At 69.0% G+C, this 13,547-nt stretch carries 11 protein-coding genes; 4 read left to right on the top strand and 7 right to left on the bottom strand.

What is annotated here, in order from left to right; all coding sequences use genetic code 11:
- Positions 1–17: 17 nt before the first annotated feature.
- Entirely contained in the window at positions 18–854 is an 837-nt protein-coding gene (locus tag GTZ93_RS41045) for a hypothetical protein (protein WP_139917852.1), read from the bottom strand.
- On the bottom strand, positions 851–3,400 hold the full coding sequence (locus GTZ93_RS41050) for an exonuclease/endonuclease/phosphatase family protein (protein ID WP_139917851.1): 2,550 nt from the start codon (positions 3,398–3,400) through the stop codon (positions 851–853). Before GTZ93_RS41050 ends, GTZ93_RS41045 begins: the two co-directional genes overlap by 4 nt.
- Before the next feature lie 230 nt (positions 3,401–3,630).
- Between GTZ93_RS41050 and GTZ93_RS41055 the strand changes: the two genes are divergently transcribed.
- On the top strand, positions 3,631–5,502 hold the full coding sequence (locus tag GTZ93_RS41055) for a M23 family metallopeptidase (protein ID WP_161663349.1): 1,872 nt from the start codon (positions 3,631–3,633) through the stop codon (positions 5,500–5,502).
- A 101-nt stretch (positions 5,503–5,603) separates the two neighbouring features.
- Here GTZ93_RS41055 and GTZ93_RS41060 read toward each other — a convergent pair whose 3' ends face one another.
- Entirely contained in the window at positions 5,604–6,491 is an 888-nt protein-coding gene (locus GTZ93_RS41060) for a LysR family transcriptional regulator (protein ID WP_139917846.1), read from the bottom strand.
- A 118-nt stretch (positions 6,492–6,609) separates the two neighbouring features.
- Here GTZ93_RS41060 and GTZ93_RS41065 point away from each other — a divergent pair, with 118 nt between their 5' ends.
- The 3 genes from GTZ93_RS41065 to GTZ93_RS43490 all read left to right on the top strand — a co-directional run bounded on the left by GTZ93_RS41065 (position 6,610) and on the right by GTZ93_RS43490 (position 10,074).
- Complete coding sequence (locus tag GTZ93_RS41065; protein WP_139917844.1) at positions 6,610–7,419, top strand: oxidoreductase; 810 nt, start codon at positions 6,610–6,612, stop codon at positions 7,417–7,419.
- A gap of 113 nt (positions 7,420–7,532) precedes the next feature.
- Positions 7,533–9,149 carry an LVIVD repeat-containing protein gene (locus tag GTZ93_RS41070; protein WP_139917841.1) on the top strand — a complete coding sequence of 539 codons (1,617 nt, stop codon included), beginning with the start codon at positions 7,533–7,535 and terminating at the stop codon, positions 9,147–9,149.
- Between the two features lie 181 nt (positions 9,150–9,330).
- The gene (locus GTZ93_RS43490) at positions 9,331–10,074 is read left to right on the top strand and encodes a putative quinol monooxygenase (protein ID WP_257979141.1); all 744 of its coding nucleotides are present in this window, start codon (positions 9,331–9,333) and stop codon (positions 10,072–10,074) included.
- A gap of 69 nt (positions 10,075–10,143) precedes the next feature.
- Here the strand turns inward: GTZ93_RS43490 and GTZ93_RS41085 are convergent, their stop codons facing one another.
- The 4 genes from GTZ93_RS41085 to GTZ93_RS41100 form a co-directional block, all read right to left on the bottom strand.
- A complete protein-coding gene (locus tag GTZ93_RS41085) occupies positions 10,144–11,034 on the bottom strand; it encodes a LysR family transcriptional regulator (protein WP_120600226.1) in 891 nt (296 codons plus the stop codon).
- 405 nt (positions 11,035–11,439) lie between these two features.
- On the bottom strand, positions 11,440–12,381 hold the full coding sequence (locus GTZ93_RS41090; RefSeq protein ID WP_161663350.1) for an alpha/beta hydrolase: 942 nt from the start codon (positions 12,379–12,381) through the stop codon (positions 11,440–11,442).
- A 37-nt stretch (positions 12,382–12,418) separates the two neighbouring features.
- Positions 12,419–13,018 carry a TetR/AcrR family transcriptional regulator gene (locus tag GTZ93_RS41095; protein ID WP_120576792.1) on the bottom strand — a complete coding sequence of 200 codons (600 nt, stop codon included), beginning with the start codon at positions 13,016–13,018 and terminating at the stop codon, positions 12,419–12,421.
- Between the two features lie 64 nt (positions 13,019–13,082).
- Positions 13,083–13,532: a hypothetical protein gene (locus GTZ93_RS41100; RefSeq protein ID WP_139923095.1), complete on the bottom strand. Its 450-nt coding sequence runs from the start codon at positions 13,530–13,532 to the stop codon at positions 13,083–13,085.
- Between the last annotated feature and the right edge of the window lie 15 nt (positions 13,533–13,547).

A 13,547-nucleotide genomic window follows, 5' to 3' on the forward strand; every position in this document is an offset into this window, starting at 1 on the left:
GCCGCGCGTCCAGTCCGTCAGGGAGCTGGCGCCGCGGACTCGTTCACGAACACGTCGTGGAAGTACGCGTTCGCATACCCCAGGGGCGCCGGGGTGCCGCTGGCGCAGGTGGGCAGGTCATGGGTCACCACCAGGGCCTTGCTCGAGCTGCCGGGCGCGTGCGTGTCCGTCACGGTGTAGGCCCCGTACACCTCGGGTTGAGTGTCGCGCTGGAACACGAAGCGGTGATTCGCCACGTCCCACTGGAGCCGCAGCGCCGCCTGCTCGCCCTGGTGGACCAGGCCCAGGTCCGCCGTGAAGAGCTGCGCGCGGGTCGAGCACGAGGCGTCCGTGCACCGCTCGACAAGCGCCTCCACCCGCAGCGCCTGGGAGCCGACGGGGTCCGTGGACCGGGAGACCATGCGGATGGAAGCGGTGACGTCGTCCTGCAGGCTCCTTCCCACCGCGCCCCGGGTGTTGAAGAAGTGGCCCGTGAGCTCGGCGGCGCTCTGGGCCGCCGGAGCTCCCGCCGGGGCCGTGCACCCGGTGCTCCTGGCATTGTTCAGGCGCACCTTCGCCGCGATGGCCGTCACCGCCGAGGACTGGGAGAAGCGCAGGCCGTAGCGGCCCATCCCCGTGTCCGCACGGCTCATCAACCGCAGGCGGGTGAAGGCCAGCTCCCGGAGGGAGTCCAGCCGCGTTCCGGTCTGCTCATCCACCCACCGGGCCGGGTCGATGCCGCGGATCTTCGTCGCGCGTGGAGGGTTGGACTTCATCGGGTTGAAGTTGTCGTAGGGCACCATCGGTTCGACCGCCTGGGCCGTGCCCCCCAGCACCAGTGCAAGCACCGCGCACTTCAGGTTCATCGTGCTCATGGCGATTCCATTTCCTTCACGTTGAAGTAGTGCCGCACGCGGGCGTTGTCGCCCGTGGCCGTGTCGTGTCCTTCGGTCTCCACGGTGATGCCGTTCTCGTAGCCGTCCATGAAGCTCCCCAGGAGTTCCACCCCGGCGAGCCAGTCAATGGCCGTCAACTCGCCCTTCACCCGGCGGAGCACGCCGCTGTTCGCGAAGAAGGTGAGGTGCGCGTCCTTGTCGTCCGCCTCCAGGATGGCGCTGCTCTCAGGCGTGGAGTCGTAGTGGTCGTTCGGGCCGGAGTCCGACTCCCAGATGGCCGACGTCATGTTCACCGCCCCCGAGAAACCGACCGGCAGGTCCGGGAGGAGGCTGTCGGCGCCCGTGTGCACTCGCCAGTTCGGGTAGATGGTCTGGCCCTCGTTGATGTTCAGGAAGGTATTCAGCTTCGTGAAGCCATTGGCGATCATGAGCACGCGCGGAGAGAACCAGTCCGCGCAGCAGCCGCTCGCGGTCTCCAGGTCGGTGACCTGCTTCACGGCGTACTCGACCCGGTGTTTCTTCATCGGGTTGTACTTCACGACGTCCTTCACCCGCGCCAGCTGCACGGTGACATCCACCATGGCGTGATCCGACAGGCATTGCTGGACGAGGTTTCCCTCGGAGTCCTCGCTGCCGGAGGTGGGATCGAAGTGGGGGTTGACGCTCGCCGTGGTGCCGTTGAGCAACGCGAACGCGGGGAAGTCCAAGGTGTCCTGGGCCGGGAACACCAGGACGTAGTCGAGGCGCTTCTTGGCATCCAGCTCGTTCACCACGTTGTCGGTGCAGACGCTGGACAGCCACGTCCCGCCCGCCATCGAGTTCGGACCGGAGACCACCCGGGCCAGGTCCCGCATCTCGGAGAACTGGGTGTTGGCCATGTCGAACGCGCTCAGCGTGCTGATGTCCAGGAGGCCAGGGCCCACCATGTCGGCGTACTGGTTGAAGGCGACGTTGGTCTGCACGCCCTTGGGCCCGACGGTGTTCAGGTCCCCCAGCAGGAAGGCGGGGCGGTCCAGGCCGCTCGGCCAGGTGCCCTGGGGAAAGGTGTCATGGACGTCAAAGGGAAAGACCGTGTCGGTCAGGGGTCCGCCCTGGCGCACCTGCTGGACGTAGGCCTTGATGTTGGAGAACTGGTTCTCGCGCGCGGTGGTGTCGGGCCCCGCCGTGTTTTCACCCGCGTTGACGTGGGTGCAGAACACGTCGACGAACTCGGCGTAGTCGGTCCCCTTGGCGAGCGTGGGGGTGTCGTGTTCATCGACGAAGACAGGGGCGGTCGCGGCGGGCGTGGCGATGCGCGCCCAGAGCACGCCCTTGGCCTGTGCACAATCGCTGCCAGTGCACATGCCGACGGGGAAGTGGTGCACCCCGCCATCGAGGATCTGCCGCGAGGACAGCAACACCAGTCCCGTGCTGAACAGGGACGGCTGGAGGATGTTGTCATTCAGCTCGGTGACGGCCTGCATGGGCGGCAGCAGCGCGGCCGCGCGCAGCGCGTTGACCTTCTCGATGAGCTCGCCGCGCTCATGCGCCATCCAGATTTCTGAGATGCAGGCGACCTCCTTGCGGAAGATGCGCTGGGCGACGGTATCGATTTCCCCCGAGCCGCCATCCTCGACCCAGGCGGTCACGTCCGGCATCTGCCCCACGTTCCACATGGTGAAGCTGAGCGGAATCGGTGTCGGGCTCGCGAACTCGAGCGTTTCCCAGTTGCCCGTCAGGGTGCCGCCGGACGACAGGCCCGCGCGGTTGGGGAACCGGCCGCCACCCACCGTCTGCGCGGAGGTCGTCGGGACGGGAATGTGTTCGATGCCGAGTCCCAGCTTGCGCACCGTGGCCAGGAGCGGCTCGCTCGCGCCTCCGACAGGGAAGCCCGGCGCCAGCTTGATCTCGAACTCGATGTGGACGTGGGCCGGGTCCGAGGACGGGCTCGACACCACCACGGAGGTGGCCCAGGCCTCGGTGGGGGTCGCGAGCGCGCTCCAGCCATCCGTGCCGCTGAGGTTGCCCTTGCTCTGGACGGTGGTCGCGAAGCCCTTGACGGTGGAGTAGCTCAACGTGATGCGCCGGTCCTCGTCACGAGGCACGTGCGCGCCGGAGGCCAGCTGGAGGGTTTCGCCGCGCTTCGCATCGAGCCAGACGCTGACGGTGCCCTCCAGGCCCACGAAGTTCCCGCTGGCATTCCTGGGCTTGGGCAGGCGCATGCCAATGAACAGGGATTGCACGTGGCAGGGATTCTGGGGCTTCCCCACGTTGCACTCGTCCGCGGTGTAGCTGGCGTTGTCGGAGACGGAGAGGAACAGGTCTCCGTTGGGCCCTCCGTTCACGTAGTCCTGCAGCGGGAACTTCTTGCCGTCGGCGTACTCCAGGGCGGAAACCATGCCATCCGCCGTGGGCTGGATGCACGGAGTCGAGGGGCTGCAGTGGACCCCCGCGTCCTGCGGGAGAAGCTTCGTGACGTGAGGCGCCGCCAGCGCCCCCGTGGGGATGAGGCTGGCGAGGGCCAACAAGAGTGGAACGCGTTGCATGATGCCTCCGGGTCGAGCACCCGGATTGCACCGCGCATGCCGTGGGGCTCCCCCCTGGGAGGCAGCGAGGACAACGGCAAGGATTGCCGTGGTCGTGCAGGACTTGCATGCGGGCCTTGCCGCCCCCCGCCTGCCCCGGGCCCCGAACGAGGACGCTTCCGGGGGGAGCGTGCCTTGGTACGCGTGTTGCTCTGGGGAGGGCCTGCTCCAAACCAAGGACCCCCGCACCCATGATGAAGCTCCGCACCCTGCTGCTGTTGTTGCCCAGTCTCCTGTGGGGACAGCTCGCGCTCGCCCAGGCACCGGCTGTCACGACCTATTACGAACCCATGGAGGGAGGCGCCATCCGCTATCTCACCATGGCGTCCCCTTCCCTCGGCGGGTCGGGCCCCAGCCACCAGGTGTCGCTCGCGCTGGCGTTGCGCAACAACGAGGCGACGTCTGTCACGTTGACCCAGATCCTGATCGACTTTCCCGGCACGACGCTGCTGACGGGCATGTCCACCAGCCTCGTCGTGCCCGCGAACGCGGTCCGCAACTGGTCGTTCAGCGCCGCCCAGAACATCATCCTGCCGAACCCGGCGCCGAACAGCATCCGCATGCGGCTCTTCTTCACGGGCTATGCGACCCCGGTGACGGAGACGTTCACGCTCGCCGCCTACCAGGCGCCCACGCCGTCCGGCAGCAACCGCTTCTGGGGCCGTGTGGGCGACCTGCGCCCCCACGAATACTGGCAGGGCATGGGCGCGGTGCACGGCGCGAGCGTCCAGGGCTGCCAGCTCTTCGCCTATGACGTGGGTGTCTATGGTTGGACGGGCTCCGGCTGGTCCGACGTGCTTCCGGGCACCGACGGTTCGCAGAACGAGCACTACCGGCAGTGGGGCAAGCCCATCTACGCGGTCACCGGGGGCACGGTGACGGACTTCGTCAACACCGACGCGACCAACTTCCCGGTGGGCTCCGTCAACCCGGCGTCGCACGGCGGCGGCAACAGCTTCACCATCGACAACGGCACGTATCTGGTCGGGTACGCCCACATGCAGGCCGGCACGCTCAACCCCAGCCTGCTGACCGTGGGCGCGGAGGTCCATGAGGGCGACTTCCTGGGCCTGCTGGGCAACTCGGGCAGCTCCTCGAAGCCGCACCTCCACATCGGGGCGATCAAGTCGGACGCGTCGTCGACGCTGTGGTCCCCCCAGTGCGGAGGCCCACTGCGCCCCGTCCCGCTCAACAGCGCGTACGCCATCGACCAGGCGGTGCTGACCCCCTGGTTCGGGTTGGAGCAGCTCGCGCCCTGGTCCCCGATGAACGGCGTGGGCATTCCCAGCGGAGCGGCGCCCAATCACATCAACTCGCTCCTCTGGCCCGCGGCGAGCGCGCCGGTGGTGCTGAGCAACTCCGTGGTCAACGACTTCGCGCTGGGCTCCAATGGCCAGCTGTGGACCGTGGGCAGCAGCACGGGCGCGGTCCTCACCACCCACGACCGCCTGAGTGTCCCCTACAACACCGGTGTCTACCTGGACGTGAACCCGGGCGGCAGCGCGAAGGCCATCGCCGTCACCGCCACGATTCCGTATCTGATTGGGATGAACGACTTCGTCTACCGTGGCACCAGTTCGGGGTGGATCCAGACGTCGCAGACGGCCAAGCGCCTCACGGTGGATGAGTCCACCGGCAAGGTCTGGGTCATTGGCCTGGACGACAAGGTCTACTCCTTCAACCCCACCACCCTCGTGTGGAGCGCGCAGACGCCGACTGCTTCGACGGGCAAGGACATCGCGGTCGCGCAGGGCATCCCCTACCTCATCGGCATGGATGACCGCGTCTGGAAGCACAACGGCTCCTCGTTCGTGCAGCTGCCCGCCACCACGACGCTGAAGCGGCTGGCGGTGGACGGCGCCACCGGCAAGCTGTGGGGCATCGGGGCCAATGACGGCCTCTGGTTCTCCACGAACGGCAGCACCTGGGCCGAGCACCCGGGCGGCATCCGCGCTTATGACCTCACCCTGTTCCAGGGCACCCCGTACGTGCGCGGCCTGGACAACGGCGTCTGGAAGAAGGAGGCCTTCGGCTCCTCCCGCGTCAACGTCGTCCAGCCCTGAGCGTCCTGGCACGGCCTTGAGTGGACGGACCGCACCTGCGAGCCTTCGAGGTGCGGTTCGGCGGAGCGGCCGAGGCGGGCATCACCTCCGCCACTGCGGGCTCATGTCCGGGCCCGCACGAAGTCCACGAAGGCCTTGAGCACGGGGGGCAGGTGCCTGCGGCTCGGGTAGTAGAGGAAGAAGCCAGGGTAGGACGGGCACCAGTCCTCCAGCACGCGAACCAGCCGCCGCTGCCGGAGCAGTGACTCCACCTGCGACTCGAAGACGTAGGCCAGCCCCAGTCCCGCGAGCGCGGCTTCGAGGATCTCCACCTGGTCGCTGAGCGCCAGGGAGCCTCGCGTCTCCACCTCCAGGGCCTTGCCGTCTCGCTCCAGCTCCCACGCGTAGCGTGAGCCATTGGAGAACCGGAACTGGATGCAGTCATGCGCGGCCAGGTCCCCGGGCGTCTTCGGCGGAGGATGCTTCGCGAAGTACGCGGGCGTGGCGACGAGGGCCGAACGCAGCCGGGGGCCCAGCGGAATCGCCACCATGTCCGCGGCCACGCGCTCGTGGAAGCGCACGCCCGCGTCGAACCCCTCCTTCACGATGTCCACGAACGCGGCGCCGTCGACGAGCTCCACCTCGATGCCGGGATGTTCCTCCAGGAACGGGCGCAGCACCGGCAGCAGGGCCAACCGGATCGCCACCCGGGCCGCACTGATGCGCAGCTTTCCCACGGGGGCCTCACGGAACGTGTTCAGGTCATCGAGCGCGTCGTCGATGTCCCGGAACGCCGGTCGCAGTCTCTCGGCGAGCCGCTCGCCCGCCGCGGTGAGCGCCACGCTCCGGGTGGTGCGGTGCACCAGCCGCAGGCCCAGCTTCTCCTCCAGCCCCCTCAAGCTGTGGCTCAGCGCGGAGGGCGTCACCCCCAGGGCCCCCGCCGCTCGGCGGAAGTTCAGATGCCGGGCGATCTCCAGGAACACCGTCAGCTCACGGACGTCGGCCTGCATGGGGGCTGCCTTTCTACTGTTGAGCCGGATTCAACGGTCTTGTGTTCTGCGTGCGCATTCTCTCATGGATGGTCCAGGTCTATCTCTTCGCTCGTAACCCCTGACGAGGAGCACGCACATGAAGACCTGGCTCATCACTGGCGCATCCCGTGGTTTCGGAGTCCTCATCGCCCAGGCGGCGCTCGACGCGGGAGACCGTGTCATCGCCACCGCGCGCAATCCCCAGAGCATTCCCCTGGCGGCCCACCCGAGGCTGGTGGTCGCGAAGCTGGACGTCACCGACGAGGCCGAGGCCCAGCGCGTCGTGGCCGAGGCGGGCCGCATCGACGTGCTCGTGAACAACGCGGGCTTCGGCCTGCTCGGCGGCGTGGAGGAGTCGAGCGCCGCCGAAATCGAGAAGCTCTACCGCACCAACGTCTTCGGCCTGCTCGCTGTCACCCGCGCGGTGCTTCCCGTCATGCGGCAGCAGCGCTCCGGACACGTCATCAACCTGTCCTCCATTGGCGGATACCGCTCGTCCGCGGGCTGGGGCGTGTACTGCTCCACGAAGTTCGCCGTGGAGGGCCTGAGCGAGGCGCTCCACGATGAACTGGCCCCGCTGGGCATCCATGTCACGGTGGTGGAGCCCGGCTACTTCCGCACCGACTTCCTGGACGCGGCGTCACTCACCCGGGCGGAGCGGATCATCCCCGACTACGTGCAGACGTCCGGCGCGATGCGGTCTCGCGCGGTCGAGCTCAACCACCAGCAGCCGGGCGACCCGGCAAAGCTCGCGACCGCGATGATGGAACTGGTGAAGCTGGAGCAGCCTCCGCTGCGGCTGGCCCTGGGCAGCGACACGGTGAAGGCCCTGGAGGAGAAGAACGCCTTCGTGGCCCGCGAGCTGGCGGCCCACCGCGCCCTCTCGCTCTCCACGGATTTCACCTGAGCGTTGTGCCTCTTGCCCTCAGCGACCTGAGGCCCGGCGTCTGTTTCCCGGGAGCTGAGGGAACGGGCGGGGTGGAAACGTTGGGTGGGTGCCCTTCCCTTGCGAGGTCTCCCATGACAACCCCTCTCCGAACGCTGTTGACCCTCCTGGTGCTCCAGCTCCTTGCCGGCTGCGAGGACACGCCCCCGCGCCCATCCTTCGACGCGGGGCCTCCGGACGCCGGCCCTTTTGCCTGGGACGGCACGTACACCGAACTGGAGGAGCACGGAGACTGGGTGGACCGGGGCCCCTTCGCGCCGTGCGGCTTCGATTCGCGGGACGCGTCCAGCAGCGCCTGCGAGGAGCTGTCCCGCTTCGATGTCTCGAATTGCGCCCCGGCGGCGCTCGCCAGGCTTCCCCAGGAGGGCATCTATCTGGCCAACACCCGGGATGAGCGACGCCTGGAGGACGGGGGCACCCTCATCAGCACCGGCCCTGTCGGCTTCCAGCTCCGGAGTGACGGAGGCCCGAGCACGTTGTTCGACGAGCCGCTCCGCTTCCGGGACACGCAGGACGGGCGCGTCTCCCTCATCGGGACCAACACGCGCCTGAGCCTCACCATGACCCTGGTGGGCTGTCAGACGCCCGCGCCGGACGTCCTCACCGGCTGCTTCGCCTCCTGTCGCCGGGGGAAGGTGTCGCAGCATGGCACCTTCGAGGCCCACCGCGTCGCCACCTGGGCGGGCGAGCCCGAGTCCTCCGGAGGGCTGACGCTGCTCTCGGAACGTCATGTCGCGCAGGGGCAGCCCGTGGATGTCTATGTCACCCTGGACCACGCCTACGTCGTCTCACTGCCCTACCAGGGCCGCGAGGGCGGGCTCACCGTCTTCGACGTGCGCGACCCGAAGAATCCCATCCTCACGGCCTCCATCAGCCTGCCCGGGGACAACTTCTGGAATGGCGTCTGGGCCTGGGGAAATGCCCTCTACGTGGCCAGCAGCAGCAGGGGCGTCCTTGTCTACGACCTCTCCAGTCCCGCGCTGCCTGTCTTTGTGCGAAGCCTGCCGACGGGAGCCTTTGGCGCCCACACGGTGCTCGTCGACGGCGGGCGGCTCTACGCCATGGTCCCCAACACCGGCACCTACGTCTACGACGTGTCCCAGCCGCTGGCTCCCGTGCTGCGAGCGCTCATCACCATCCCCGGGGACTTCGACTCCGGGGGGCCGCATGACGCGTTCGTGTATGAGCACCGCCTGTACATCAGCAACGCCTTTGGCGGCTACGGCGTGATGGAGGTCACCGACCTGGATGACGTGCGCTACCTGGGCCTGTATCCGCGCCCGGATTTCGGCTTCGCGCACCACAGCGCGGTGGGGACCTTCGCCAACCGCACCCTCGCCTTCGAAGGGGGAGAGTTCCACAGCTCCCACCTGCGCGTGCTCGACGTCACCGACCCGGCCCGCATCGTGAAGCTGGGCGAGTTCCGGATGCGGCCCGTCACGTCCATCCACAACCTCATCCTGCGCGGGACCCGGCTCTACGTGGCCTGGTACCACGAGGGCCTGCGGGTGCTGGACGTGTCCAATCCCACGCAGCCCAAGCAGGTGGCGCATTACAACACCTTCCGCGAGAGCGACCCCTCCCGGGGCGACAGCCTCTTCGAGGGCGTCTACGGCGTCCGCGTCCCTGGCGACGGCCACGTGTACGTCGTGGACTCGTCGCGGGGACTGCTCATCTTCAACGAACTGTGAGGGCAGGCAGCCGCGGCCGCACCCTGTCCTCCCCCGGGGCTTGCGTGCATAGGTGATGACTATCGATCCATTGGCGCCGGGCTCTCACGGTGGAGGGAAGCGACGTCTATATGTGTCCATGTCGCCGTCGCGTTGACGCACCTGTGCGCCACCCGACTCCCCCTGGACCCTGGAGCCTTCCATGTATGCCTTTCTGAATCCGTACCGAATAGCCTTCCTCGCGCTGGCCACCTCCCTGGTGGGATGGGGCTGCGCGTCTTCCTCCAAGAGCACGACGGGTGAGTCCATGACGACGACGCAATCGCAGAAGGCAGAGGATGTGCACGTGGGCCTGCTGGTGCGCCTGGAGGCGAAGCCGGGCAAGGAAGGCGACGTGCAGAAGTTCCTGGAGGGGGGCCTGCCCTTGGTCCACGAGGAACCGGCGACGGCGCAGTGGTTCGCGCTGCGCTTCGGTCCGACCTCGTTCGGCATCTTCGACACCTTCGCCGACGATGTGGGCCGCAAGGCGCACCTGGGCGGCAAGGTGGCGGCGGCGCTGATGGCGCAGGCGCCGGAGCTCCTGTCCACGGCCCCGTCCATCCAATCCGTGGAGCTGCTCGCCGTCAAGGCGCCGGGCACTCCGGAGGTGACCGACTCGAAGGCGCTGGTCGTCATACTGGAGGCGAAGCCGGGCAAGGAAGGCGACGTGCGGAAGTTCCTGGAAGGCGGGCTGCCCATCGTGCGCGACGAGCCGGCCACTCTGCACTGGTACGCGATTCGCCTGTCGCCGACCACGTTCGGCATCGTGGACACGTTCCCTGACGAGGCGGGCCGTCAGGCGCACCTGGGCGGCAAGGTGGCCGCGGCGCTGATGGCGCAGGCGCCGGAGCTGCTCGCGAAGCCGCCAGTCATCGAGCAGGTGGACGTGCTCGCCGTGAAGCGCTGAACGTCACCGCTTCATCCAGGTTCCGGGCGCGGGGCGCACCTCACGGGGTGGGCCTCGCGCCGTCTGCTTTCAGGCGCCGGGACGTGGCCGGCCCGCGCTCTCCAGGAGGGTGCGCCAGAAGAGCTTCGCGGCCGGTGGCGCGGTGCGGTCCCCCGAGCGCAGCAGGGACACGGTGCGCTGGAGCGACGGTTCGACGAGGGGCCGCGCGGTGGTGGCGCCCGGCATCAGCGAGTGCTCGGGCATGAAGGCGAAGCCTACGCCCGCGGCGACCAGGCTCTGGACCCATTCCTCACGTTCGGTGCGGTAGCTGGCGTACAGCTCCACCTTTCGAGACGTGCACAGCGCCCCGACCTGTTCGCGCATCTCGCAGGAGAGCCGGTCGATGTAGGGCTCGTCGGACAATTCCGCCAGCCGCACGGTGTCCTGCGCCGCCAGGCGATGTCCGGGGGGAAGCACGACCAGGTAGCGCTCATCATAGACTGGGGTGACGACGCACCAGTCGGGCGTGGGCGCCGCGGCGTGGGTGATGACGAGGTCCACCTCCGCTTCCTCCAGTTGCCGCAGCACCTTGTCGCGCGTGCCGACCTGAAGTTCTACCTCCACTCCGGGCGCCACGGCGCGGAACGCCGCCAGGTAGCCTGACAGACGTGCGGGACCGATGGTGCACAGCACCCCGATGCGCAGGGGCACCTGCTTCAGGCGGCGGTGGTTCTCCGCGATGAGCGCCACGCTCCGGCTCTCATCGTCGATGCGCTGGAGCCGGGGCAACACCAACCGGCCCAGGGGCGTGAGCTTCGCGCCACTCCGGTCTCGCAGGAGCAGCAGTCCGCCCAGCTCCGCCTCCAGCTTCTTGATGGCGGCGGTCAGCGTGGGCTGCGACACGTGGCAGCGCTCCGCGGCACGCGTGAAGCTGTGCGTCTCCGACACCGCCAGGAAGTACCGGACCTGATGCATCTCCATGCGACGCAGGCTCGCCCGTTGTCGGTGGACAGGCAACCCACGCGGGCTTCCCGTGGCTGGGCGGCGAGGATGCGCAGGCGATGGCGCACCAGCCGCGGTGGCTGCACGACCTGCAGCGCACCGCGCCCAAGCTTCACCCGGTGGTGGCCCACGACGGCGCGCAGATGCAGGACTGCCAGCGCTGTGGGCTCATCGTGTGGACGGACTGCTCTGACCCATTGGCTTGGGCTACGCAGTGGAGCTGTTGCGCCCACTCGCGGGGCCGCACCCGGCAACCCACCCACGCAAAGGGCCCCCTCCCCGCCCCCTCCGTCTCGCCCCGTGGGCCCTTCCTGGAATCAACGAAGGGCCTGACCGCTCCCCGCGCCAGCGGTCCCTGGTGACACGCGGACGTTCTCCGACGGCTCAGCCCCCGTGCACCCCGCGCGCTGTCGTCCCTCGCGAGGACGCCACTGACGCCAGCAACTCCGGCCCGGGCCAGGCATTGCTCGGCCGTCCTTCCGCCAGGAAGTCCACCGCGGGCGACAGCACCTCCGGCGCATAGAGGATGCGGAAGTGCCCCAGGCCTTCCGTGCGCGTGAGCTTCGCGCCCGGCCACGCGCGCGCCACCGCTTCGCCTGCCTTCAGCGGCACCTCGCGGTCCCCCACGTCGTGGAAGATGCGCAGCGGCACGTCCAGCCCTGGCGCGAAGGCTGGCAGCGCCAGGTCCGCCAGCCGCATGTCGAAGCGCTCCTCGATTCGCGCCGCCATCCGCCGCCACATGGACTCCGACAGGCCCACCGTGTCCGCGAAGGCCCGGATGCCCGCCAGCGGATCCGCCGGCGGCGAGATGAAAACCGCGCGCTCCACCTTCATCCCGTCCCGGAGCGCAACCGCCGTGGCCGCCGCGCCGAACGAGTGCGCCACCACCGCGTAGGGCCCGCCCGTCGCCTGCCCCACCGCCGCCACCATTCCCGCCAGCTCCGGCAACGAGCTGGTGCGCCCGGAGGACGCCCCGTGCCCCGGCGCGTCGTACGTCACCACCGAGAAACCCGCGTCCACCAGGGGCTGCACGAAGGCCGTGAGCTGCCCGCCGTAGCCGCTCCAACCGTGCACCAGCAGCACCCGGGGACCCTCGCCCCAGCTCCACACCGCCACCTTCTCGCCCTCCACCCTCAACACCCGGGGCTGACCCCGCGCGAGCACCGCCTCCGCCGTGCGCGAGCGCCGCGGCCGCTGGGGCGTCAGGAACAGCCGCTCCGACCACGCCGCCGCCACCCCGGGCGCCACCGCCCCCAGACTCCGCGCCGCCGCCCTCACACCCCACAGCGCCACTTTCGTCCGAACGTTCGTGCTATTTTCCGCCATGATGAGGTCCTCCTCGAAGGACACTGCGACGACAGGGTCAGGAAGTCGGGGTGCGCGCGGCGGTGACGAGCGCTTCGAAGGCCCGGCGGGCTCGCGCCTCGGCCTGTGGGTCCCGCATCAAGCGCTGCGCGTGGTGGAAGCCCAGCATCGCCGCGTACTGATCATGGGCGAACTGCTCCACGTCCAGCGCCTTGTGGAAGTGCCCTTCCGCCACGGCGATGCGCGCGGCCTGGGCCAGGCAGTCCAGCCAGTCCCGCTGCCCCTGCACCAGCGTGTCCCGCGCGGGCCCGGGCGCGTCGTCCAGCTCCGCCGCCGCCGCCACGAAGATGCAGCCGCCCTCGAGCACCTTGTCCCGGTCCCACGTGAGCCAGCCGTCGAAGAGCGCCCGCACCCGGGGCTCACCGCGGGCCCTGCCCAGCGCCGGGCGGATGACGCGCTCGGTGAAGACGACGGTGGCCGCCTCCAGGACCTGGACCTGCAGCTCCGTCTTGGACTTGAAGTGCGCGAACAGGCCGCTCTTGGACAGGCCCAGCTCCTCCGCCAGCCCCCCGATGCTCAGCCCCTGCAGCCCCACCCGGCTCGCCAGCCGGACGGCCGTCTCCAGGATGGTCTGATGGGTGAGTTCGCCCTTGCGCATGACCTCTTCATAGAACGGTCGTGCTTTTCGTGCAACCGCATCTTCGGTGAGGCCTTGGACGTGTTCAGCGCGGGCCCATGGCTTCGCCCGTCCCGACGCCCAGCTCCGGGCAGGCCCCGGGAAGGACCTCACCCTTGACGGAACGGAATGTGCCCTTGTCGAGGACGAAGTCCCGCAGGACGCAGGTCTCTGTCCCGCTTTCGGAGCCGCCCATCCAGGTGGCTCGCATCCATTGGCTGTCCGGGCGGAATGCCAATTGGAGCTGCCGGTAGTCCTCGCCACTGGCCGGCAGGGGCATGACGTGGCCGGTCTTCGCGTCGATGACGAAGCCGAAGATGCACTCGGTGCCACAGCCGCTGATCATCACCGGCGGCTCGGAGTCCCCGGCATCTTCGGCAACCGGCGGCGAAACCACCGCCGTCGCGGTGGGTCCAGGCGGCGGGGTCACGGACTTCTCACTGCACGCGGCCAATGCCAGCAGGACCGCGAGCCTCAGAACCTTCGCTTTCGCCACGTTCGTGCTCGCTCG

Origin of the sequence: Corallococcus exiguus (assembly GCF_009909105.1) — a bacterium.
Taxonomy (GTDB): domain Bacteria; phylum Myxococcota; class Myxococcia; order Myxococcales; family Myxococcaceae; genus Corallococcus; species Corallococcus exiguus.

Bases quoted from the DNA above. Each gene is read 5' to 3' on its own strand.
- GTZ93_RS41065 (WP_139917844.1), top strand. From the start codon at position 6,610: ATGAAGACCTGGCTCATCACTGGCGCATCCCGTGGTTTCGGAGTCCTC.
- GTZ93_RS43490 (WP_257979141.1), top strand. From the start codon at position 9,331: ATGTATGCCTTTCTGAATCCGTACCGAATAGCCTTCCTCGCGCTGGCC.
- GTZ93_RS41045 (WP_139917852.1), bottom strand. From the start codon at position 854: ATGAGCACGATGAACCTGAAGTGCGCGGTGCTTGCACTGGTGCTGGGG.
- GTZ93_RS41060 (WP_139917846.1), bottom strand. From the start codon at position 6,491: ATGCAGGCCGACGTCCGTGAGCTGACGGTGTTCCTGGAGATCGCCCGG.
- GTZ93_RS41070 (WP_139917841.1), top strand. From the start codon at position 7,533: ATGACAACCCCTCTCCGAACGCTGTTGACCCTCCTGGTGCTCCAGCTC.
- GTZ93_RS41085 (WP_120600226.1), bottom strand. From the start codon at position 11,034: ATGGAGATGCATCAGGTCCGGTACTTCCTGGCGGTGTCGGAGACGCAC.
- GTZ93_RS41095 (WP_120576792.1), bottom strand. From the start codon at position 13,018: ATGCGCAAGGGCGAACTCACCCATCAGACCATCCTGGAGACGGCCGTC.
- GTZ93_RS41050 (WP_139917851.1), bottom strand. From the start codon at position 3,400: ATGCAACGCGTTCCACTCTTGTTGGCCCTCGCCAGCCTCATCCCCACG.
- GTZ93_RS41090 (WP_161663350.1), bottom strand. From the start codon at position 12,381: ATGGCGGAAAATAGCACGAACGTTCGGACGAAAGTGGCGCTGTGGGGT.
- GTZ93_RS41055 (WP_161663349.1), top strand. From the start codon at position 3,631: ATGATGAAGCTCCGCACCCTGCTGCTGTTGTTGCCCAGTCTCCTGTGG.